The following is a 22,243-nucleotide window of genomic DNA, read 5'->3' on the forward strand; positions in this document are numbered from 1 at the left end:
AATCGCAAATTGTTGGTCGTGGGCGGGACCAGCGGAATTGGCCTGGAGGCTGCTCGTATGGTGGCGCAGCCGACAGTGCGCGGGGGGTTGGTCGACACGTTGCGTGGTGGGCGACATCGACATCGGCGTCAACGCAGTCGCTCCTGCCATCGTCCAAACCAGAATCTTCGAGCGCTTCATCCCAGGAGACAAGCTTGACGACGCGATGGCGGAATTCCACAGTCTTCACTCGATCGGTCGCAACGGAACTGTCGAAGACGTCGCCGAGACGATCGTATTTTTGTTGTCGGACAAAACTTCCTGGGTGACGAAACAGTTCGATATTTCGACACAACCGTACAACTCGATTCTAGAAGGAGAAGCGTTATGACCAACGAATGGCAAGACCGACTCAAGGGCTTGATCAAGAGCACCAGTGGCTTCAAGAAAGCGGCCCCGGAGGTGGCGCACGCTTTTCATGCGTTCGAGGAGGCAACGCGGGCGAGTGACATGCTCGACGCCAAGACTCACGAGCTGATCTCGCTGGCCGTTGCTGTCACCACTCGGTGCGAAGGGTGCATCACGGCGCATGCAGTCGCTGCAAAGAATGCCGGGGCCACCGAAGCCGAGGTCGCTGCGGCACTCGGAACCGCAATTTCGCTCAATGCCGGTGCAGCCTATGTATATTCATCGAAGGCCCTCGACGCTTTCCAGTCGTTGTGAGCGCGACCAACGGGATCGACGTCGCGGCTTTCAAGCAGTTTTCTGACGCGGTCGACAAGACCCCGGACAACGCGGGCGCGAGGTTCTTCGTCAGTACCGAGTGGAAGGGACAGACTCGTACTGTCGCCACTGTGAAGTCGTACGACCTTCGCGGTGAAACGCACGAGCGAGACTTCACCATCGAGGCCGACGAGCCGAACGAGTTGCTCGGAACCAATACGGCACCGAACCCGCAGGAACTGTTGATGGCGGCTCTCAATGCCTGTTTGGCGGTGGGGTACTCCGTCGTCGCGGCGAAGATGGGGGTCACCCTCCGCTCACTGAAAATCGACACCTCGGGCGAGCTGGACCTCCGTGGCTTCCTCGGGTTGGACCAATCGGTCAATCCCGGGTACGACGAGGTTCGATACACGGTGACGGTCGATGCCGACGGCACCGATGAGCAGCTCGAGCAGATCCACCAGGCGGTAATGGCGATTTCGCCCAACTACGCGAACTTCGCCAAGCCGATTCGGATGATCCCGACTCTCGATATCGTTCGCTAGGTTACGTCTGCTCGTCGGCGCGACTGGGCGAAGCCGATCTCGAAAGAGGAGTACTCCGAGTACTCGTGACTCGCTCATCGCGACGACCGAACAGCTGATCCGGTCGAGGGGATAATACTCGGCCTTCAGCTACGCCGACTTGGAAAAGCGCATAGGAATACGGAAAGCAAGTATTCACTACCACTTTCCGACTAAGGAGGACCTCGGGGTCGCGTCGTCGAAACGTATCTTGCTGAGTTGGAGGGCCAGCTCACGGCCATCGACGGTTCCGGCACCGAGGCTTTGGAACGCCTATGCGCATTCGCAGGCGCGAACTTCGTGAGTTGGGGACAGGGTACCCGGCGAGATGTCGACGTATTCGCCATCGGACGCATTCTGGGCCTCGACCCTTCGAAGGTGAACAACCGATAGCGCATCTCGACTGCACAGGGCGAGGCGGCAGCTTTTTTCCAACCCGCCATCGATCTCAGATGTCGGCTGTATAGGCCGCGACATATCTGGCCGCAGGGAGTGTATCCACTGTTTCGGGTGCCCACCCGGCTGACGTACCGCCTCGGTTGAACAAAGTGTTAAAGTCGGATCACACAAATTTGACAGGCTGCGACTTCGCGAAGAGGGGGCTGTGCATGGGTGCCCGATCGATAATCGACGGTGCGCCGGTACCCAAAAGGCTGCAGGGGATGGATGCAGAGTCCATCAACTGCGTCCTCGAGTTTCTGGTATCGCCTCTCCAAGCAGCTGTTCCGCAACCGACGGAAGTTGTGTTGCACGATCTGCAGCGCATTCCGAATACGGTACGGGCCATCGCCGGCGTAGTCACGGGTCGCGGAATCGGTGACCCGCCCACCGACAAGTTGCTGGAGCGGGTTGCGGCAGGGGATCTGAGCCACGAAATCGGATACCGCTCGAATCTGCCAGACGGTCGGATATTGCAGAGCACGACCATCATCTACACGGACAAGGACGGTCGAGCCGCCGCAGCACTTTGTCTGAACACGGATGTGTCGGCCTGGACAACCATGCGTGCTTCGATGGACAGGTTCGTCCTCGGGCACGAAATCTTGTCCCAAACACAACCATCGTCGGCGAATCAACAGTCGATAGCGATGCCGTTATCGGGCAACGGAAGTGAGTACTTTCCGCACAGCGTCGAGGATTTGAGCGACCGACTCATCGATGCGGCCATCACCGCTGTCGGCATTCCTGTCGCCAGAATGCGCAAAGAACACAAGGTGGATGTGGTGGCCGAGTTGAACCGACGTGGATTTTTCATGATCAAGCAAGCAGCGGAAACCGCCGCCGCGGCTCTGGGTGTCACGAGGTTCACGATCTACAACTACCTCAACGAAGTGAGTGATGGACCTGAGGACAGCACGTAGGCCGATCGATCTGTCCGGGTCGGCTGGTACGTAGTTCCTTCGCACAGTCGACGGCGTCGGCTGCCGAGTGGGACACGGCAACTGCGCCTGACTTCGAGCCCGCGGAGTCAGGCCTTCGCTGCTTCGCCCATTCGCTGGACAGCGGTGCGGAGTGTATCGGGGGAGCAGGCGAAGTTCAGTCGGACGTGCCCTGCCCCGCCGGTTCCGAAGACGTGCCCCGAGCTCAACGCCACTCGGGCCCGGTCGAGGAACAATGCGGCAGGGCCGTCGAGTTCGGTCACCACACCTGGTTCGCGGAACGTGTTCCCGCCCTCGAATCCCAACGGCCGACAGTCGATCCACGCAAGATAGGTGCCTTCCGGTTTGGTGTAGCGCACGCTGGGAAGATGGTGAGCGAGTAGCTCCCCGAGCAGTCTGCGATTATCTGTCAATCCGTTGAGCATCAAGTCGAGCCAGTCGCTCGTGTCCTCGAATGCTGCAGAGTGCGCGATGACACCCAAATGTGAAGGACCGTGACCCACTTCCTCCGGCATCCGCCGAAGATCGGCTTCCGCTTCGGTGCCGGCGATAACCAAGGCTGCCTTGAGGCCTGCGAGATTCCAGCCTTTGGTTGCCGACATCAGCGAGAAGGCGTTCTCGGTCCCATCGACACTGAGATACGGGACGAAGTCGGCACCGTTCAACACGACGGGGGCGTGAATCTCGTCGGCAATCACCCTGACCCCGTGCTTGCGCGCGAGTTGCGCCACAGCCGTCAGTTCCTCCCGCGTGTGCACCGTGCCGGTCGGATTGTGCGGGTTGCACAACAGGTACGCGGCATTTCGGCCTCGCCCGACAGCTGTCTCGAACGCTGCCTCCAGAGCTTCCAGGTCGATGCGAAGATCGGCGTTCAACGGTGCCTCGAGGATCGACCGCGAGTCGTGGCCCACGAATGCGTAGAACGGGGGGTATACAGGGTTGTTGACGATGACCGAATCGCCCGGGGCGGTGACCAAACGGAGAACTTCGACGATGCCCAGCATGACGTCGGGAACGACTGCGGACCGCTCGACGGCAACGCCGTCCCAACCCCAGTGGCGTTGCGCGAAACCGTGCAGCGCCTCCGCGTATCGGGTGCCAGCGGCATAGCCGGTGTCGCCGAGGCTGATTGCCTCGGTGAGCGCATCGACAACTGCAGGTGCCTGCGCGATGTCCATCTCGGCAACCCACAGGGGCAGGACGTCGTCGGGGTGCGTCCGCCACTTGATGCTCGTTCGCCGGCGCAGTTGTTCCAGGGTGACCTCGGCGAACGGATTGCCAGCGCTGTCAGACATGTTAGGAGCCTACTGCCGCGGGGGTTTCGGACGGTGCGAGGCGCACGACCATCTCCACTTCCACGCACGCGTTGCGGGGAAGCGATGCGACACCGATGGCCAGACGAGCATGACCGTCGGCCCCTCCGATCTCGTCGTTTACGACCTGGGACGCTGCATCGATCACTGTGGGCGCATCACTGAAACCCGTTGACACACAGACGTAGCCGCTCAGTTTGACGACGGACTGGACCTCGCGAGCACCACCGTCGAAGTCGCGTGCGACACGGAGGCAATTATGCGTGGCCAGGCGCGCGGCCTCGCGGGCATCATCGACCGTGACCTCGGAACCAACTCGGCCCGGATGGATGAGGGACCCGTCGTGAACCGGCAACTGACCTGAGACAAACAGCAGATCGCCTGCGAGGACGGCGCTTCGATACAGCGGGAGCGTGTGTGTGGTCACGAGAGTCCTTTCGTAGGAGCACGACCTTGTGAGATCGCCTCAAATTTCTGTGTAAAGGCTACCGAAATTCCGTACAAAATCAACAGTATGTTTACTGTGGGCTGATCGAGTACATCCGCAATCGGCTAAACGCGCGCTTCTGAACAGCCGAAATGCAGCCAATCTCGATTGGGTATTGATTTTGTGGTGTCGATCACTGATGATTCAACCGATGGTTGAAGCAAGTCGTGATGTCCCTTGCTCTGCCGAGCGACGTACCGAATTGGTGCGCCACCATGCCGCGCCGTCTCGACGACGGATGCCCCCATAATTGAGGACCGATATGACCACAACCCCCAGTAGAGGATCGTCCGAAAATCTGGGCGTTTCGTCCGCCGCTTCGCCCGTCGACCTCGGGGATATGGGCTACAACAAACAACTTCGGCCGCGCCAGGTGCAGATGATCGCGATCGGCGGTGCGATCGGAACGGGCCTGTTCTTGGGTGCTGGCGGTCGGCTTGCTGGGTCCGGTCCGGCGCTCGCCCTCGTCTACGCCGTGTGCGGGTTGTTCGCATTCTTGATCCTGCGGGCACTCGGAGAGCTGATCATGTACCGGCCGTCATCCGGATCGTTCGTCTCCTACGCCCGCGAGTTCTACGGCGAGAAGATGGCATTCGCAACGGGATGGCTGTACTTCATGACGTGGGCGATGACGGCAATCATCGATGTCACCGCGATCGCGTTGTACCTGAAGTTCTGGTCGCCCTACTCGACTGTGCTGCAGTCGACTCCACAGTGGTTACTCGCGCTGATCGCACTCGTTGGCGTAGTCGGTCTCAATCTGTTGTCCGTCAGGGTGTTCGGTGAGCTCGAGTTCTGGTTCACCATTGTGAAAGTCGCCGCACTGGTGATGTTTCTCGCGGTCGGTATCGTAGTACTGGTCCTGCGGACTGAGACCGACCTCGGCCCCACCGGAGTGAGCGTCATCGCCGACAACGGCGGCCTTTTCCCGATGGGTTCGATTGCGCCGATGCTCGCTATCAGCGGAGTGATTTTTGCATACGCATCGATCGAGCTGCTGGGTACGGCTGCCGGCGAGGTCGACGAACCACGAAAGGTGATTCCGCGTGCGATCAGGACGGTGATCGTTCGCATTGCTCTGTTCTATGTGGGTTCCATCGTTCTACTCTCCCTCCTGCTCCCGTTCACTGCGTACAAGGCGGGCGAATCGCCCTTCGTGACCTTCTTTGCTCATCTGGGGTCCTCGCAAACAGGGGCCATCGCGTCCTCGGTGATGAATTTCGTGGTCCTCACTGCGGCGTTGTCGAGCTTGAACGCCGGGATGTACACCACTGGAAGGCTTTTGCGATCGATGTCCGCCAACGGATCGGGTCCGAGGTTCGGGCTCGCGCTCAGCGCAAAGGGTGTACCGTACGGCGGAATCATGTTGACCGGCGCGATTGCCCTGGTCGGTGTTGTCATCAACGCGCTGTTTCCGAGTCAGGCGTTCGAGATTGCTCTCGAGGTGGCGGCGTTGGGAATCATTGCTGCATGGGCAACGATCGTCTTGTGCCAGATCAAGCTTCGCAGGTGGGCTATGCAGGGACGTACGACACGGCCGGCGTTCCGGTTGTTCGGAGCTCCGCTCACGGCCTACGCAACATTGGCCTTTCTCGCGTTCGTGTTGGTATCCATGGGCTTTTCGTCCACAGGCCGTTGGGTGCTCGCATCGGTCGTAGTGATCGTTCCGATGCTGGTAGTCGGGTGGTACCGTTCGCGGTCACGCATCCGTCAGCTGGCCGGTGCGCATTCGGAGTCGAGGTAGCGGCGACCGCAGGAGCGTGCGGCTCTAACCGGTAGAGCACCGATCGTGTTGGGTTGGTCGACCACGCCTGGCACAGGTCCCTGCACGGCGAGACGGTCGAAAACTGTGCGTAGACGAGCCTCGTCGTTGGGTGGGGCCTTGACAAGAGAGCTCGAGCAACTCGAAATCAATGCAGAGATCGCCTCTCGCTTACCCCTGTGTCAACGGACATCGGGGGTAAGCGACTGAAAGTGGGGTATTTCTACGCCTGTGCGATGCGTTCACCTGGTTCATTGTGGAGTCATGACAACCAACCATTCACTCGGCATCGACGCCGATCGTCTTGCACTTCTCCCCGCAGCCATCGAAGCAGACGTGCGAAGTGACCGAATAGACGGTGCCGTCATCCTCGTGGCACGGGATGGCGAGATCGTTCTGCACGAAGCGATCGGCTTCGCAGACCGGGCGGCGAGCAAACCGATGCAGCAAGATTCCGTTTTCGTCACGATGTCGATTTTCAAGCAGATGGTCGCAGCGGCAGTCCTGCAACGAATCGACCGTGGCGAGATCAGCTTCACGACACAGGTGCGGGAGGTCATCCCGGAGTACGCAGCCAACGGTAAAGGCGCGACAACCGTCGGTGATCTGCTGCTGCACAAAGCTGGGCTGCCACTCGGGGCGCCAGGGATTCCGCCGGAACTCGTGGGAGACCTCGAAGCTGTGGTCGCAGTGGTGTGCGCGATGGTGCCCCAGGCAGTCCCAGGCACTTCGATCGCGTATGCCGCGGTAGTCGGTCATGCCGTACTGGCCGAAATGGTGCGGCGGCTCGACGGTGGGCACCGTTCCTTCGGTGGGATTTTGAAGCAGGACCTCATGGAGCCGCTCGGTATGACGGATACGTCACTGGGGTTCGGGCTCCGCGAAGACCAAGTGGACCGAGCCGTTCCTGTCGTGGTCAAGGACCACGGCCCCGCGCTCCTCGATCCGCACATACTGGAGGGGGTTGGAAAGAAGGCAGCTGTACCGGGCTTCGAGGTGCCGTCCGGTAGTGCGTACACAACGGCATACGACTGGTTTCGATTCGCCGAAGCATGCCGCCAGGGAGGCCAACTCGACGGTGTTCGCATACTGAGCCCCGCCGTACTCCGATTCGCGCGAACGATCGCGACGGGAGATCTGACGAACAGCCTGTGGGACTACGCCCAGAATATGCGTGGTTGGCCGGCGATCCGGGCTGATCTCGGGCCGGGGTTCTACGTTCGCGGCAGCGGAATCACGCCGCACGCGTTCGGGCTGTTGTCGTCGCCCGAAACGTTCGGCGGCCTCGGCGCAGGGTCCAACTGTTTCTGGGTCGATCCGGCGCGACAGCTCACTTACGTGTTCCTGTCAGCCGGCCTCCTCGAGGATTCGTACAGTTGGGAGCGGCATCAAAGGTATGCCGACCTCGTGCAGTCATCGGTGATCGACTGAGTGCTCGGCGTGGGTTCGGGTGCCTCACAACACGTTCTTCTGAACCCACGCACCGAGCTGGGCGCGTGACTTCATGTCCAGCTTCCTGAGAATGCGCTCGATGTGTCCGTCGACGGTTCGTGGCGACACCACGAGTTCCTCGGCGATCTGGCGATTGCGCAGTCCGGTAGCCACCAACACGGCGACTTCCGTCTCACGTATGGTCAAAGGCTTTGCCGCTACGGCTTGCGTTGTAGCGGAGTCGGCGTGATTCTCGAGCGCGAACGTCAACACTGCACCGATCGACTCGCGAGGAGTCAGGCCCGACAGCTCATCGAAACGTCGATCCCCGAGTGCGGCTTTAGCCTGGGCCCGTGACGATCGGCTGTCTTTCGCCAGACCGGGCCCGAATGCGCCGACCGTCGTCCCCAACTCGTTCCACACATGGTCGGCCGCACCGAAAAGGGCAGCCGATTCGGCGTGATCGTTCTGTGCCTCCGCTGACCATGCAAGTACCTCGATCGACAGGGCACAACAGATGCGATCCTGAAAACCGAGTTGAACAGTGACCGCCTCCCTAGCGGCAACGAAAGCGCGTGCTGGCCGACCCAAGTGAAGGTGCGCGAGACCGGACACCCACAGCGCGAAGGCGGTGTTCCACTTGCCGTATTCGGTGTCGGCATTCTCGACGATGGTTCGGCAGAGCTCGAGCGTCTCCTCCGGTTGGCCTGCGTAAATCAGTGCGATGGCCAATTGAAAGGTCGCATTGAGCCTTTCAGGCAATTCGGCTGATCGATACGTTGCGATCGCGCGTCGGTACAGTTCGACAGACCTGTGCGTGTCACCGCCGAACAGCGCGGCGAGAGCGGCCACGTGATCGTGATGGGCAAGCAGGACCGAATCGCCGAGAGTCTGCGACACTGCCTCACATCGACGCAGCAATTTCCGTGCGTAGGTGAGGTCACCCTGGACGAGAGCGGTCCACGCCGTGACCCACAGGACATCGCCACATTGTCGGGTCGGCGTGGACATGGTCAGCAATAGTTCGTCGAGACATCTTCTGGCGTCCTGCAACACGCCGCCCGAGATCCAGTGGTACAGCAGCCCTACTGCGATCCTGACGGCGCCACCGGTTTCTCCGACGTGCTGTGTGGACCAGTGCAACGCTGCGGTCAGGTTTCCGTGTTCAACACGGCACCATGCGATGTGATCACCGTTCGACGGCACCCTATCGTGTGCTTTTCGTAGGCCGGACTCGCACCGCTCGAGGTAGTGATCGCGGTGGGCTCGATTCGATGCATCCACGAGACCGAGGGCGGTTGCCATCTCACGCCCGTACTCTCGCAGCGTCATCAATTGAGAGTATCTCCAGCACGCGCTTGAACGATCCACCACAACAAGCGATTTCGCCACCAAACTGCCCAGCACATCAAGCACGTCGTGTGCGCAGAGCGATCCTGAGGAACCTACGGACTCTGCGGCATCGAGCTCGAAACTGCCAGGAAAGACCGATAGCAGCGCCCACAGTTCACGTTCAGAGTCGGTGCACAGATCGTAACTCCAGTCGACGACTGCTCGAAGAGTCTGCTGTCGAGGCGTCGCTGTTCGATTTCCTCCGGTCAGGAGTGTGAAGCGGTCGCCGATTTTGTCGATGACCTGTCGGGGCGAGAGTGTACGCAACCGGGCGGCCGCGAGTTCGAGCGCCAACGGCATTCCATCCAGTGCCCTACACAGTTCCACCACGAAGTGCGCGTTGGACTCAGTAAGCTCGAAATCGGGAACTACCGCTTGAGCTCGGTCGACGAACAGGGCAACCGCCTCGGATTCGGCGAACTCCGACTCGGGTCCCCCCGATGTCGGAAGCGTCAGCGGCGGAATCGAATAGGTTGTCTCACCCTCGATTGCCAGCGGTTCTCGCGACGTAGCCAATACTCGAACCGCCGGCGCATGTGCGAGCATCTCGATGATGAAGTTGCCGACCGGAACTGTCAGGTGTTCGCAGTTGTCGAGCACCATGAGAATGGATTGCGGCCCTGAAGCGTCCAGAACGGTGTGTGACCTCGATTGCGCACGCGCGACGTCCACGCCGAGAGCGATGGAGACCACTTCGGCTATCGAACTGGTGGGAGACAACGAGGTCAAATCCACCCAACGTACCGAAGCGTGATTCGCTTCCGAACGCGCAACCTCTTTGGCTATGCGGGACTTGCCCATCCCGCCGCACCCGAGCACAGTCACCAGTCTCGACCGCCGGAGTAGGCGCTCGATGTCATCGATTTGCTGACGACGCCCGACGAACGAGGTAACCGATATGTTCGCCGGCTCGATGGACAGAGTTGCTCCTTCACAGACACAGTGGGTGTCCACATTCTACTGAAATGTGGCCCGAGCGTGATGGAATCCCGGAAAACCGTCGGATGGAAGGTCGCATCGGAGATGACAACCGCCCTTGTCGATACAGCAATCGCGAACGCTATCGATTCCCGAAAGCGTTCTGGCGTAGAAATTGGAGTAATCTCGTACACCACAGCGACGCTGGTCAGTACACGGCGATCGCATTCGGGCACGGTTCGCCGCAAGAGGGCATCGATCGGAACGGTCAAAGTTACGACGATGCCCTGGCCGAATCCGTGAACGCCGACTACAAGAAACGAGCTCGTCGACAACGGCCCTCGTTACCCCGGCGCTGCGGAACTGGCGTTGGCCACGGCGTAGTGGGTCGCGTTCTACAACCGCGAGCGCGCCCCACAGTAGCTGCCATGACCTCACACCTGACCGGGCCGAGCAACTGAACCAGTGTAATTTCACACCAGGCAACCCATGTCCCTCCAGCAGGTCGAGGCCTCCGGGGCCAGCTTCGCTGACCGACTCATACAGTGTGGGCCAACGGCTCAGAACACTGACTCTGTTGTATCCACTCGAGACTCTACAGAGAATCAATCGCGCGCAGCTCGCGTCGAAGGATCTTTCCTGCGGCAGACTTTGGTATCTGCCCGATGATCTCTACTGCGCGAACCTTTTTGTGCGGCGAGACCCGTTCGGCGACGAAGGCAAGGATCTCAGCCTTCTCGAGATCCGCGCCTGGTTGCTCGACGACGAATGCTTTCGGCACCTCCTCGCCGTTGCCGTCTGCTACGCCGATGACAGCCGCATCGGCTATACCCGGATGCGTCAGCAGCACTGCTTCCAACTCGGCTGGTGGTACCTGGTAGCCCTTGTATTTGATCAGTTCCTTCAGTCGATCGACCACGGTGACGATACCGTCCGCATCGACAGTGGCTATGTCACCGGTATGCAGGTAGCCTTCTGCGTCAATGGTTTCCGCAGTTGCGCTCTGGTTGTTGAGATACCCCACCATGACATTCGGTCCTGCGCACCACAGTTCTCCTGGTGCGCTCGTTCCATTGATTGGTTGTTCGATCTCGACCGCCGTGCTTGCGTCCACGAGTTTGCATCTCATGTTCGCAACGGTCACACCCACGGCGTTCAGCGGTATGTCGCCGCGATCGAACGGTATGAGGTGGCTCACCGGACTCATTTCTGACATGCCGTATCCCTGGCGGACGCTGCAGCCCAGTCGACGGGCGACAGCCTCGCCGAGTTCGCGATTCAACGGTGCCGCACCTGAGAAAACCGAGTGCAGCGACGTGAGATCGAATTTGTCGACAAGCGGGTGCTTTGCCAACGCTATGGCCACTGGTGGAGCGATGAACGCGTAAGTACATCGAAAGGATGAGATAGTTTGCAGAAACTGCTCGAGATCGAACTTTTGCATCGTTACGAGCGAAGCCCTTTGATGGAGCGCTGAATTCAGTAAGACCGTCATCCCGTAGATGTGGAAAAAAGGAAGTACCGCAAGGATCTTGTCTTCAGGGCCAATGCCTATCGGCCCACTGATCTGGCACATGTTGGCAACGAGATTTCGATGGGTGAGCATCACACCTTTCGATTTCCCAGTAGTGCCGGACGAGTACGGAAGCACGGCGAGTTGCCGACTGGGGTCGAACTGGACTTCCGGCGATGCTTGTCTTTCATCAAGAAGGTCCTGCAAGGTCGAGAACCCCTCTACCTCGTCCAGCACAAAAATCCGCTCTCGTGGTATAGCCGCCTGATCAGCTGCTGCTTCTGCTTTCGGCAAGAGCGCGGCGCAGGTAAACAGAAATTTGGCATCCGAATCGCGCAATTGTCCGGCTATATCGGATTCTGTATACAGCGTATTGATCGTGGTGGCTACTCCACCCGCGCGCAAGACTCCATGGAACACGGTGGCGAACGCAGGTGTGTTCGGTGAATGAAGTCCTACCACGTCGCCGACGGCGCACCCTCGGGAAGCGAGTGCTCCGGCAATGCATTCGATGCCGGCCAACAATGCCCCGTAGGTTACTGATTCTCCTGTGGTGCTGTCGGTCAGTGCCGGCAATGACTGTGCGGCGGCGTCGATGTTGCCGAAGAGGAACTCAAAGACGCTGACGTTCGGGATGACGACATCAGGAAATGGACTCGTAAAACTCACGGCGCTCCTTGTTGATCGGTTGCTCGGCGATAGCCGGATTGGTTGGCGATCAGCTGTTCGACGACTCCACGAAGAGCTGTCTCATCTCGCCGAGACCTTCGATAGCGCTGGTCAGAACTTCACCGGGCTGAAGCCATCGCTGCGGGTTCTTTGCCATTCCCACTCCTTCCGGGGTTCCGGTGAACATAATGTCGCCTGGATAAAGAGTGAGGGTCTCGGAAATTGTGGACAGAAGGCGGTCGACGGCAAAGATCATTCCTGAAGTGCGCGCATCCTGCACGATCTCGCCATTGATCGCGCATTTCAATCCCAAGTCGTTCCGGTCCCGCAGTTCGTCTGCTGTCACGAGCCACGGCCCGACCGGCGAAAAATTGGGGAACGATTTGGGTAGGCACCACTGCACGTGTGGGCCGTCGAACTGCATTCCTCGATCCGTGATGTCCTGTCCTATCGTGACACCCGCGATGTGTTGCCACGCGTCATCGACTTCAACTTTATGTGCCGTTTTCCCGATAATCAGCACGAGTTCAACCTCCCAATCGACCTTTCCGTCAGAGGGAACCGCGACCTCGACATCCGGTCCGGCAAGTGAGGACGGGAACTTGGTGAAGGTCGGTGGCAGAATCTCGGATTGTGTGTAGCCGGCCTCGGCGACGTGAGTGCTGTAGTTGAGGCCCGTTGCAACAATCTGTCTCGGCTGGGGAGAGGGAGAACCGAGCTGAGATCGGGTGAACCGAACCTCATCGTTGGTGTCTACCCCTTCCGCCCATTCTCGGAATGGGCCCCAATTTTCGTAGAGGTTCCGCCAGTCTCCGCCATATTTACCATTGGATGCGGACTCCACGTCAATGCCACGATCGACGCCCGTCAGAATTGTTGGTCGCCCATCCACATTTGCAATTCGCACGTGATATTCCTGCTTTCAGATGATGTTCAGTGATCAGATGTAGTCGTGCCGTCAGATAGTCTCGATGAGACGATCGAGGTCGCGTGTTACACCGCCGGTGCCTGCCGCGAAATGTTTACGACAACCGTTTCGACTCAGGTGTTCGACCGGGGAGTGGGGCTATTGCACGGGTGTTCGGCAGGCTTCCCGGCAAGCACTCGCACGACCTCTTCCGCGGCACCGCGCCGCAGCTCCGATAGAGCGACGTCGGAAGTGAAGGCTATGTGTGGAGTGATGATGACGGAGTCATGGGCCAGTAATTCTGCAGGTACTATGGGTTCCCCTTCGAGTACGTCAAGGCACGCACCGCCGAGGTGCCCGGCATTGAGCGACTCGAGCAATGCAGCCGTATCGACAAGCCCCCCACGGCTTACATTGATCAGCACGGCACCGGGTCGCATGATGCGCAGTTCGTCCGCGCTGATCAGGTGTTGAGTCGCGTCTGTCAGCGGAACGTGTAGGAAAACAATGTCACTCGAGGACAGAAGTTCGTTCATTGTCACGTTGGTGACGGACGAGGCACCGACTGGGGGAGTACGAGAATGAATGAGCACTTCGGCTCCGAAGCCTAGGAGTTTCGCCGCAGTTCGACGGCCAATCTTGCCGAATCCTATGATGCCGCAGGTGAGCGTGGACAGTCGGCGAAGCTGAAACCTCGAAGGATTCCACCTGCCCGCCCTGATTTCCCGATCGGCATGTGCGACTCCGCGAGTCCATGCGAGCGCCAATGCGACCGCATGGTCCGACACTTCTTCCGTGCAGTAGTCCGGAACGTTGGTCACTACAACGCCGTGTGAGGTAGCCGTCGACACTGCGATGTTGTCGAGCCCTATGCCCAAACGCGTTATGACGCGCAGATTTTTTGCGCTGCTGATCGCTACGTCGGAAATTCTGTCCCAGCAGGTCAGGATTGCGTCAGGCTGAGTGTCGGAAACCAGCCGGTCGATCTCCTCGACGGGGTTGGGTCCTGCTCCGGCGGCAATCACAGTAATGCCCGCGTCCTCGAGAATTTTCCGTTCGATCGTATCGTCGGGCCATGCTCGGTCGGTCAGAATGGCCACTTGTCGACGGGGGTTTGGCATGTAGTTCCAATCGTTGGGCGCACCGTGTGAGCGGGGAGCGCGACGGCGATGCTAACGATAGCACTCGGCATCGGGTTTTCATAGCATATGGATCGATGGCCTCTGCTTCGGCTAGTCGAGACGCGCTGTGCTGCCCCGGATCTGCAGGCGTCCGGACATCAGTGCTGTGTAGGCCGCCGAGTTGTCGGTTGGCGCGCGCAAACGGTCCACGACCCACAAGGCGCAGCTAGAGGCAGCCGCGGCTACGGGCAGAGTCATTGTGGTCAATCCTGGTCCCCACCATGAAAATCCAGGCTCGTCACCGAAACCGACAATCGAGAGTCGATGCGGAACGGCGGTGGTGTCGGATGTCAGTGCATCGAGAACGCCGATCGTGAGCTGTACCGAACCGAGTACGAGTCCGGTAGGTGGCTGCTTCGATGCGAGTAGCTCTCTCACGACTTTCGCTGCGCCGTCGGGCGACGCCGGCGGAATCAAGTTTTGCAATTCGGGTTCGTCGGCCATCTGGTGGTCGCGGACCACACTTCGGTAGCCCCGAAGGCGCTCGGATCCAGTCGAAAGCGACAGTGGGCCACCGATGTACGCTACGCGAGTGTGGCCGAGCTGCGCCAAGTGGGCCGTTGCCTCGCGCAATGCCTCGTTGTCGCCTATCCCGAAGCACTGTTCACCCCAGCCTTGCTGCTTGCGCAAGAGCTGAACGTGTGGAATCGACTCGAGTAGTTTGACCAGCTCCGGGTGGGGGGAGCCGCTCGGTACCGCTATCAAAGCAGCGGCCTTGCCCGCGACAAGGTCGCGAACATGCCTCAATTCGGTGCTGCGATCGTCTCCTGATTCTGCGAGCATCAGGTGGTAGCCGTACTGACTCAATGTTACTGACAATTGGTGTGCAACATTGGCGTAGAAGCTATTTCGGATATCCGGAACAATCAGTCCGACTAAATTGCTGGACTGCCCACGTACGATTCGGGCCGCACTATTGCCTGCATAGCCCATATCGGCCGCAGCTTCTCGCACGCGTTGGCGAGTGTCGACGCTGATCCGATTGTCATCGGCCAGAGCACGCCCAACTGTGGATATCGAAACTTGTAGCCGTTCGGCAACATCCTTCGCAGTGACCATGGCACCTCGACCTCCCGCTGGCGGTTTAACGTTAGCATCGATATCCGCGGGTTTGATGCCGCTACTCATAGCTACTACAGCAGCAGTTCGTTCTGGGGTAGCTCTGACCTGCGGTTGTAGTGGCATCATTGGGCGATTGCCTGGTGTTTCGCAGCCGGGTCAAGATCCCCGGTCTCGTCGACGATGAGCACACCGGCCGGCTTGACGGCGCTCGCATGCCCCACGGGTTCGTAGCGGGAGAATTTCCGGTGCGATGCGGTCGATCAGCGTGCCCTACTCGTCCCACCATCGATTCGGGTCTATCCTGTGTTCTGCGGCCAGCGCTCAGTTGGTTTTGTCTTCACACCCAAAATGATCACGCGCTGGCCGCCTTGACCAGAGCACACAGGCCGCAAGCGGGGGCCGGAAGCGAACTACAGCTGTGGTTTTGGGGTCGAATAGATTGGTGGACCAGAAATCTAGCGGTCTCCGACACCGGACCTGGATTGCTCATGCAATCTCCTGTCCCTTTTGGTTGGCCTCATCAGGTGTGTTTGCAAGGTCGCAGACGACACGAAATCCGCCATTGCCCATCGTTGCGTCGGGTGAGTTGGAAGATCGCGCTGCAACTCGGTAGCGGTTGCAGTAGGAGTTGTGGCAGAGATATGACCCACCGCGCATGACGCGTTGGGTGCCCGTCGCCGGACCTTGGGGATCGGCAACGGGGGACTGCTGGTAGTAGTTGGCGGAGAACCAGTCGTTGCACCATTCCCAGACGTTGCCAGCCGTCTGCATCAAGCTGTATCCATTCGGGCGGTAGCTTTTGACCGGCGCAGTTGTGAGGTGGCCGTCTTCGACGGTGTTGTCATTCGGGAACACTCCCTGCCAAATATTGCATCGCCAGCGTCCGCGGGGTGTAAGAGCATTGCCCCACGGGTAGCGCTGAGATTCGAGACCACCGCGTGCGGCGTACTCCCATTCCGACTCGGTAGGCAAGCGGGTACCTGCCCAATCGCAATACGCGCGGGCATCATTCCACGAGACGTGTACCACGGGGTGGTTCTGTCGTTCGGAGATGCCCGAGTTCGATCCGTTCGGATGCTTCCAATCGGCACCTTTGACTGCGAGCCACCACGGGGTGGCGTCGACCCGATGGAGTACGTCAGCGTGGGCACCATCGAATACGAGGTGAAAGACCGCGGAAACACCGAACTGTTCTGCCGTGCTGACGTATCCCGTTTCTTTCACAAATACCGCAAACTGTCGGTTTGTCACGGTGGTGGCGCTCATCCTGAACCCTGGGAGTAGAACGTCGTGGACCGGGGTTTCACCATCAGCGGAGTACCCCTCGTCGAATGCATCTCCCATGCGAAATTTGCCTGGCGGGATAGGTACGAACGGATGCGGCCTGACTGAGTTCTCAGATCGTCGAACAGTTTGCACGGATGCATGTTCGGACGCGAGGGCGTCTGCTTTCCGGTCGCTGTTGCCAGGCCGGCGGACCGAAGGTACGCAACAGGTACTCATGGTTCTCCTTCGATCCGTATGGTCGTGAAGCTAGTTCGCCCAGTCCGTCTTGAAGTACACAGGTGCCGAGCTGTCGCCGGAAGCGTTCACATCCACGAAACTCGATGGGATGACGTTGTTTTCGAGTGCGTACTGGTCCCATAGTGCAGCCAATCGTTGTACTTCCTGGGGATTGCTGGCGGCAAGATCGGTGGTCTCACCAGGGTCGACTACAAGATCGTAGAGTGCGTACGTCCCGGTGCCACCGTTTCCCGGCGCGGCAAATACCAACTTGGAGTTCCCGTCACGAAAGGCACGCTCGCCGAACATGTCCAAGCCGAGTAGTTCGTCTCCGATGGCATCCGAGGTACCGTCGAGTAGCGGTTTGGCGCTGTCGCCGACGAGCACGTGCTCATCGACGATCGCGGCACCTGCGTAGTCGGCAAAGGTGGGATACAGGTCCCCGACCGACACGAGAGTGTCGACGATCCGAGGTCGATCGCCGTCTTGGCCGCGATCCGGTGTCTTGACGATCAAGGGGCTACGGGTTCCGCCTTCAAATACGGTGGACTTCGTGTGAAAAAACGGGCCAGAGGAAACCTGTGCGTTGGCTAGCGACAAAGTGGGCATTGATCCAGGTTTGCCGTAGGAGTCGAGGTCATCTACTAGTGGATAGTGTTCGTCGAGCCATTCGCGTGCACCAGGTGATTGGGTGTAGACGTCCTCTGAGAGTCCCGCGGCACCGTTGTCGCTTGCCACGACAATAAGTGTGTTGTCGTATTCGCCGGTCGTCTTCAGTTCGTCGATGATCCGGCCAAGCTGCGTGTCGACGTGCTCGACCATCGCTGCGTACACCGCGAGTCGGTATGCGAGGTCACGCTTCTGTGGTGCGGTGAGGGTGTCCCAGTCTGGTGTCTGCGCTGGCCAGCGGGTGGCGACGTCGGCAACTATGAGCCCAAGGTCAACCATATTCTCGATGCGTTCGGCGCGAAGCGTCTCGAGGTTGTTGTTGTCTATAAAGATGTCCAGATATTTTTGAATGAGGGCGGCGTCTGGTTCGTGCAGCGGGTCGTGTGGAGCGGTGTACGCGAGATAGCCGAAATAGGGCTTGTCGGAGCTCGATCCGTTTCGGATCAGTTGCAGCATCTCGTCGGTGTAGGCGTCGGTGGAGTAGAAATCGGCCGGAAGCTCGGTGACGGGTTCGCTGTTGCGTTCGTAATTCAAGGTGTCTATCGGTTCCTGCCGCCCCGGAACCAGACGCAGCGCGTCTGCGTAGTGAGAGCCGCCTCCCTGATACATGGTGAAATTCTGGTCGAATCCGAGGTCCTGCGGCGTCTGCCCGTGTCCCATGCCGAGATGCCATTTGCCAACTTGGTAGGTGTTGTAGTCCGCAGCTGACAGCAATTCCGCGATCCCGATGTAAGTGCCTTCCAGCGAACCCTTATAACCGGGTGACCCGCTTGCGACTCCCGGTGCGATCAGGCCGTCCATCGAACCGAGACCAACCCGGTGCGGATCTTGTCCCGTCATCAGCGTCGCTCGGGTCGGCGCGCACACTGGATTTGCGTGGTAGTTGGTGAACTGCATGCCCTCGCCAGCGAGAGAGTCGATGGTGGGGGTCGATATTGAGCCCCCGTATGCGCCTATGTCGCTGTAACCGAGGTCGTCCAAGAGCACCATCAAAATGTTGGGCGTGGCGGAGTCCACCTCTGCCGGCCCCTGGCTTGACAAGCTGCCGGAGCATCCGGTCGTGACCGCCAGCAGTGCTGACATACATACCCCGACACCTGCGGAGGGCCGAGCCATGCGTATTCCACGTATTCTTCTCGACAATGCACTTGCCTATCTGATCGGCTGGGAATTCGATGACCGGCTGGCCGAGCGATCGCTCCCGCCCTCAACTTTGCCGGAGATCCTCGTCTTCGTTGTCTCATCGGCTCACCAATGCGAACGAGGATTTGGGTGGTTGCACTGGTGTTCGGCAGGCTGCTCTTCGAGCACACGCACGACTCCTTCTGGGGCGCTGCACCGCAGTTCCGAGCGAGCATCGTCGGAGCGACGATCACGGAGTCGTGACTCAACTGTTCCTCAGGTAATGCGAGTTCTCCTACGATGACCTCGAACCCTGAGCCGCAGAGATGACCGAAATCGAGTGACTCGACCAACGCTGCCGTATCGACCAGACCCGCCACTGCCAAATTTGATTGGGACAGCGCCGGGGTGCGAGATGCGCAGTTCGTGCGTGCTGATCATGTGGTGGGTTTCATCCGTCAGCGGAACGTTCAGGAAGACCACCTCGCTCGCGGATAACAAATTATGTCCGGGGCAAGTTGATGGCACGCGTGGCGTCCTTTAGGTATCGAGTCGTGCTCTCCGCTTGGGAGTCACAGCGGTGATCGCGGCTACCAGGTTCGCCGGCACCTCCCATTCGGAAGGATGGCCGGTGGCTGAATGTTCGTAACTTGCGTGGGCTTGTCGGAGTGCTGCAGCGTCCTCGGGTGTCACACCGGAGAAGCGGACTCGGGACATTCCGGCACAGTCGAGTGCCACCACGCCGCCGTCCTTGCATGAACCGAGTTGCTTACACGTCCCGAGGCACTTGACGTAAAGAACTTGATTCGAGTCGGGCCGAGCACTGAAAATCTCAGCGACCGTAGTCGCATACACCCCACTTTCGGCGGTGTCGCGGGGGCAGGTTCTACAGACCATGACTGTCATGAGGGTCCTTTCCTCCACTGTGGTCGATCGGGGCGACCTGTTGTCGTGTGACTGAGCACACATCAGAATGAAGTGAATCACAATAGCGGCGTACGAATGGCACCCATCCGTATTGCGTATTGGCCAACGCGTCAGCGGTCCCTCTAGTTTCAGACATCGAAGAGGTTGCTCCGGGCCAACGCAGGAGTCAGCCGTAGAGCATGCGGCTCACACCTGCGGTAACCAGCACTTTCTCTCAAAGCTCGAAGGAGTTCTCATGATTCGACAAGATCGCTGTGACAATCACATGTGGCCGAGTCTCACTACCGCTGGCATCGACTACGCGGCTGTGGATAACCTCGATGGCAACGTGCGCCATCGCATGGAACCAAAGGTAGTCGCTAACGCGAGATCGACGGAATGCGCACTGCGATGATCGTCACGGGCACAGTCCCAGAACAACTCTCCCACGATGTCAGCGAGCATCTGGCTGCGCGGGGTCTAGTGCCTGTCGGGACCGGTCTCGAACTGACTTCACTGGCGGGCGGCGTCTCCAACGACGTCATTGCGGTCTCTGGGCCAGGGATCGATGTTGTTGTGAAACGCGCGCTGTCGACTTTGCGCGTCGAGGAGTTGTGGAACGCTGACCCGAAGCGACTGCAGGTCGAAGGTCGCGCTCTACAGCTGGCCGGAACCATGTTGCCAGCAGTGACTCCGCGGGTTCTCGACCTCGATGATGAATTCCTGGTCATCGAGCGCTCACCCCGCGATTGGTATGAATGGCGTACCGAGTTGATATCCGGGGTCGCAGACACCAGGGTTGCGCGGGAATTGGGTCACAGCCTCGGGATTTGGCAGTTCAACACGACTGCGACACCGTCCCTTGTCGAAGCCTTCTTGGACCGCGATTCTTTTCACCAGCTTCGTGTGCAACCGTTTCACGAAACAGTATTGGCACGCCACGCTGACCTTTCAGAGGCGATTCGGCAGACCATTGAAGTCATGCTGTCCCGCCAAACATGTTTGGTACACGGAGATTTCACGCCGAAGAATATTTTGGTCGAACCTCCAACCGCACCGATCTGCGAGCGCCGGTTGTGGGTGTTGGATTGGGAAGTGGCCCATGTCGGTGACGAGGACTTCGACGCTGCATCATTGTTGGCGCACCTGCTGATCAAGTCGGTCCACCAGCCGAAGATGAGCTCGGCTCTGTTCGACTGCGCGCGCGCGTTCGTGAAGAGCTGGCAATCTCACATCGAGATCTCTAGCGATCAGAGTCACCTTGTGCGTCAGATTGGCTGCATGCTCCTTGCTCGTGTCGACGGAAAGAGCCCCGTGGGCTACCTCGACCGAAACGGTCAACACAAGATCAGACAAATCGGTCGGCTTCTTCTTCAGAAGCCAGGGACGACGATCGCTCAACTATGGGAGATGACGAAATGACTGTTCCGAAGATCAAATCTGTCCTGGCCTGGGAAGCGCTCGACTCGAGAGGGACGCCCACTGTTGCCTGTCAGGTGACTCTCAGTGATGGCTCCTGCGGCGAAGCGACTGTGCCTGCGGGAGCGTCAACAGGGCGACACGAGGCAAAGGAATTGCGCGACGGGGACCACCGTTACGAAGGTCGCGGCGTCGGCAAGGCTGTTGCAAACGTCAACACCGTACTTTTTGAGGCGGTCCGGGGATTGTCGGCCGACGATCAACACGCTGTCGACTCCGCGATGCGTGCCGAAGATGGGACGTCGGACCTTTCGAAACTCGGCGCAAATGCGGTTCTCGCGATATCCATAGCTACGGCCCTCGCGTCTGCGAACTCGAGGGGCCTTCCGCTGTACCAATCAGAGGCTCTTGGGGAACCGCTCCTGCCACTTCCCATGGTCAACATCATCTCTGGTGGCGCGCATGCGGGGCGCTCGATCGACGTGCAGGACTTCCTGGCCGTACCTGTCGGCGCACGACGATTTTCTGAGGCTATCGAATGGGCAGCACGGGTTCGTGCTGGTACAGCCGAGGAGCTTTCCAGTCAAGGTTGGCCAACTTCTCTTGTGGCAGACGAAGGTGGTCTGTCTGCCACACTGCCGTCCAACCGCTCGGCGCTCGATCTGCTTGTCAAGGGTATTGAACGCGCGGGTCTGCGTCCCGGCAGCGACGTCGGCATTGCTATCGACATTGCGGCCACTCAATTGTTGGCCACCGACGGCAGATATCACCTAGCGGCTGACGAACGCCATCTCGGGCCTGAGGAGTTTATCGACGAGCTTCATGATTGGTGTCGCCATTACCCTATTGTCTCCTTGGAGGACGCACTTGGAGAAGATGACTGGGATGGCTGGGCTGAAGCAACCAAGCGGCTACAAGGCGTGCAAATTCTGGGAGACGATCTCTTCACAACTCATATCAAACGTCTGCAACGGGGTATCGACGAAAGTGTTGCAAACGCGGTCCTCGTCAAACCCAATCAAATCGGGACTCTGACCGACGCTCTCGATGTTGTGAAGCTTGCTCAACGAGCTGGGTACGCCACTGTACTGTCTGCACGATCTGGTGAAACGGAAGACAATTGGCTGGCCGACTTTGCGGTCGGATGGCGTACCGGTCAGATCAAAGTTGGTTCTACGATGCGTTCCGAACGAACTGCAAAATGGAATCGCTTACTGCGGTTGGAAGCAGAACTCGGGGCTGACAATATCGAGTATGCCGGAGCGGCCGCGATAACCCCCAGCATTCAGATGGTGCAACCTACCTGACCGTTCGGGACCGACCAGAGGTATCGTGGTGCCCGACG

Annotated in this window: 20 protein-coding genes and 2 pseudogenes; 10 read left to right on the plus strand and 12 right to left on the minus strand. The window is 59.3% G+C overall.

Translation table 11 applies throughout. From position 1 onward, the window contains the following. Positions 1-106: 106 nt before the first annotated feature. From WDS16_RS26895 to WDS16_RS26915, 5 genes are all read left to right on the plus strand, one after another. Positions 107-370 (plus strand): SDR family oxidoreductase, encoded by a 264-nt coding sequence (locus WDS16_RS26895; protein WP_338889174.1) that lies wholly within the window; start codon positions 107-109, stop codon positions 368-370. Next, the gene (locus WDS16_RS26900) at positions 367-702 is read left to right on the plus strand and encodes a carboxymuconolactone decarboxylase family protein (RefSeq protein WP_338889175.1); all 336 of its coding nucleotides are present in this window, start codon (positions 367-369) and stop codon (positions 700-702) included. Before WDS16_RS26895 ends, WDS16_RS26900 begins: the two co-directional genes overlap by 4 nt. Beyond that, on the plus strand, positions 699-1,247 hold the full coding sequence (locus WDS16_RS26905; protein ID WP_338889176.1) for an OsmC family protein: 549 nt from the start codon (positions 699-701) through the stop codon (positions 1,245-1,247). Before WDS16_RS26900 ends, WDS16_RS26905 begins: the two co-directional genes overlap by 4 nt. Before the next feature lie 237 nt (positions 1,248-1,484). Continuing rightward, positions 1,485-1,658 (plus strand): hypothetical protein, encoded by a 174-nt coding sequence (locus WDS16_RS26910; RefSeq protein ID WP_338893643.1) that lies wholly within the window; start codon positions 1,485-1,487, stop codon positions 1,656-1,658. Between the two features lie 215 nt (positions 1,659-1,873). Next, complete coding sequence (locus tag WDS16_RS26915; protein ID WP_338889178.1) at positions 1,874-2,626, plus strand: helix-turn-helix transcriptional regulator; 753 nt, start codon at positions 1,874-1,876, stop codon at positions 2,624-2,626. Positions 2,627-2,733: 107 nt separating this feature from the next. On the opposite strand, the gene WDS16_RS26920 is transcribed toward WDS16_RS26915, so the two are convergent. Then, positions 2,734-3,939: a MalY/PatB family protein gene (locus tag WDS16_RS26920; protein ID WP_338889180.1), complete on the minus strand. Its 1,206-nt coding sequence runs from the start codon at positions 3,937-3,939 to the stop codon at positions 2,734-2,736. A gap of 1 nt (position 3,940) precedes the next feature. Continuing rightward, a complete protein-coding gene (locus tag WDS16_RS26925; RefSeq protein WP_338889181.1) occupies positions 3,941-4,384 on the minus strand; it encodes a RidA family protein in 444 nt (147 codons plus the stop codon). Positions 4,385-4,706: 322 nt separating this feature from the next. Between WDS16_RS26925 and WDS16_RS26930 the strand changes: the two genes are divergently transcribed. After that, a complete protein-coding gene (locus tag WDS16_RS26930) occupies positions 4,707-6,188 on the plus strand; it encodes an amino acid permease (protein WP_338889182.1) in 1,482 nt (493 codons plus the stop codon). Between the two features lie 8 nt (positions 6,189-6,196). Here the strand turns inward: WDS16_RS26930 and WDS16_RS26935 are convergent. Further along, positions 6,197-6,328: pseudogene (locus tag WDS16_RS26935) on the minus strand (IS110 family transposase); the annotation flags it as partial. A 142-nt stretch (positions 6,329-6,470) separates the two neighbouring features. Here WDS16_RS26935 and WDS16_RS26940 point away from each other — a divergent pair. After that, complete coding sequence (locus tag WDS16_RS26940; RefSeq protein ID WP_338889183.1) at positions 6,471-7,637, plus strand: serine hydrolase domain-containing protein; 1,167 nt, start codon at positions 6,471-6,473, stop codon at positions 7,635-7,637. Positions 7,638-7,661: 24 nt separating this feature from the next. Here the strand turns inward: WDS16_RS26940 and WDS16_RS26945 are convergent, their stop codons facing one another. Beyond that, positions 7,662-9,830 (minus strand): ATP-binding protein, encoded by a 2,169-nt coding sequence (locus WDS16_RS26945; RefSeq protein WP_422395725.1) that lies wholly within the window; start codon positions 9,828-9,830, stop codon positions 7,662-7,664. 186 nt (positions 9,831-10,016) lie between these two features. Between WDS16_RS26945 and WDS16_RS26950 the strand changes: the two are divergent. After that, positions 10,017-10,331 (plus strand): annotated as a pseudogene (locus WDS16_RS26950) (IS3 family transposase); the annotation flags it as partial. Between the two features lie 211 nt (positions 10,332-10,542). On the opposite strand, the gene WDS16_RS26955 reads toward WDS16_RS26950, so the two are convergent. From WDS16_RS26955 to WDS16_RS26985, 8 genes are all read right to left on the minus strand, one after another. Beyond that, positions 10,543-12,129, minus strand: a complete 1,587-nt coding sequence (locus WDS16_RS26955) for an AMP-binding protein (RefSeq protein WP_338889187.1) — start codon at positions 12,127-12,129, stop codon at positions 10,543-10,545. Positions 12,130-12,178: 49 nt separating this feature from the next. After that, on the minus strand, positions 12,179-13,036 hold the full coding sequence (locus tag WDS16_RS26960) for a fumarylacetoacetate hydrolase family protein (protein ID WP_338889189.1): 858 nt from the start codon (positions 13,034-13,036) through the stop codon (positions 12,179-12,181). 134 nt (positions 13,037-13,170) lie between these two features. Further along, the gene (locus tag WDS16_RS26965) at positions 13,171-14,136 is read right to left on the minus strand and encodes a C-terminal binding protein (protein ID WP_338889190.1); all 966 of its coding nucleotides are present in this window, start codon (positions 14,134-14,136) and stop codon (positions 13,171-13,173) included. 132 nt (positions 14,137-14,268) lie between these two features. Then, positions 14,269-15,276 (minus strand): LacI family DNA-binding transcriptional regulator, encoded by a 1,008-nt coding sequence (locus WDS16_RS26970; RefSeq protein WP_338889192.1) that lies wholly within the window; start codon positions 15,274-15,276, stop codon positions 14,269-14,271. 489 nt (positions 15,277-15,765) lie between these two features. Then, positions 15,766-16,623 (minus strand): formylglycine-generating enzyme family protein, encoded by an 858-nt coding sequence (locus WDS16_RS26975; RefSeq protein ID WP_422395726.1) that lies wholly within the window; start codon positions 16,621-16,623, stop codon positions 15,766-15,768. A gap of 189 nt (positions 16,624-16,812) precedes the next feature. Beyond that, entirely contained in the window at positions 16,813-18,534 is a 1,722-nt protein-coding gene (locus WDS16_RS26980) for a sulfatase-like hydrolase/transferase (protein ID WP_338889195.1), read from the minus strand. A gap of 315 nt (positions 18,535-18,849) precedes the next feature. Then, a complete protein-coding gene (locus tag WDS16_RS28270) occupies positions 18,850-19,101 on the minus strand; it encodes an NAD(P)-dependent oxidoreductase (RefSeq protein WP_422395727.1) in 252 nt (83 codons plus the stop codon). A 12-nt stretch (positions 19,102-19,113) separates the two neighbouring features. Further along, entirely contained in the window at positions 19,114-19,314 is a 201-nt protein-coding gene (locus WDS16_RS26985; protein WP_338889197.1) for a hypothetical protein, read from the minus strand. A gap of 576 nt (positions 19,315-19,890) precedes the next feature. Between WDS16_RS26985 and WDS16_RS26990 the strand changes: the two genes are divergently transcribed. Together WDS16_RS26990 and eno are read left to right on the plus strand one after the other, a co-directional pair. After that, complete coding sequence (locus tag WDS16_RS26990) at positions 19,891-20,901, plus strand: aminoglycoside phosphotransferase family protein (protein WP_338889199.1); 1,011 nt, start codon at positions 19,891-19,893, stop codon at positions 20,899-20,901. Further along, positions 20,898-22,205, plus strand: a complete 1,308-nt coding sequence (gene eno, locus WDS16_RS26995; RefSeq protein WP_338889200.1) for a phosphopyruvate hydratase — start codon at positions 20,898-20,900, stop codon at positions 22,203-22,205. Before WDS16_RS26990 ends, eno begins: the two co-directional genes overlap by 4 nt. Positions 22,206-22,243: the final 38 nt, after the last annotated feature.

The sequence above is a fragment of the Rhodococcus sovatensis genome, from assembly GCF_037327425.1.
Classification (GTDB): domain Bacteria; phylum Actinomycetota; class Actinomycetes; order Mycobacteriales; family Mycobacteriaceae; genus Rhodococcoides; species Rhodococcoides sovatense.

Bases quoted from the DNA above. Each gene is read 5' to 3' on its own strand.
- WDS16_RS26945 (WP_422395725.1), bottom strand. From the start codon at position 9,830: ATGGGCAAGTCCCGCATAGCCAAAGAGGTTGCGCGTTCGGAAGCGAAT.
- eno (WP_338889200.1), top strand. From the start codon at position 20,898: ATGACTGTTCCGAAGATCAAATCTGTCCTGGCCTGGGAAGCGCTCGAC.
- WDS16_RS26940 (WP_338889183.1), top strand. From the start codon at position 6,471: ATGACAACCAACCATTCACTCGGCATCGACGCCGATCGTCTTGCACTT.
- WDS16_RS26900 (WP_338889175.1), top strand. From the start codon at position 367: ATGACCAACGAATGGCAAGACCGACTCAAGGGCTTGATCAAGAGCACC.
- WDS16_RS26970 (WP_338889192.1), bottom strand. From the start codon at position 15,276: ATGGTCACTGCGAAGGATGTTGCCGAACGGCTACAAGTTTCGATATCC.
- WDS16_RS26975 (WP_422395726.1), bottom strand. From the start codon at position 16,623: ATGGGAGATGCATTCGACGAGGGGTACTCCGCTGATGGTGAAACCCCG.
- WDS16_RS26920 (WP_338889180.1), bottom strand. From the start codon at position 3,939: ATGTCTGACAGCGCTGGCAATCCGTTCGCCGAGGTCACCCTGGAACAA.
- WDS16_RS26930 (WP_338889182.1), top strand. From the start codon at position 4,707: ATGACCACAACCCCCAGTAGAGGATCGTCCGAAAATCTGGGCGTTTCG.
- WDS16_RS26915 (WP_338889178.1), top strand. From the start codon at position 1,874: ATGGGTGCCCGATCGATAATCGACGGTGCGCCGGTACCCAAAAGGCTG.
- WDS16_RS26990 (WP_338889199.1), top strand. From the start codon at position 19,891: ATGATCGTCACGGGCACAGTCCCAGAACAACTCTCCCACGATGTCAGC.
- WDS16_RS26980 (WP_338889195.1), bottom strand. From the start codon at position 18,534: ATGTCAGCACTGCTGGCGGTCACGACCGGATGCTCCGGCAGCTTGTCA.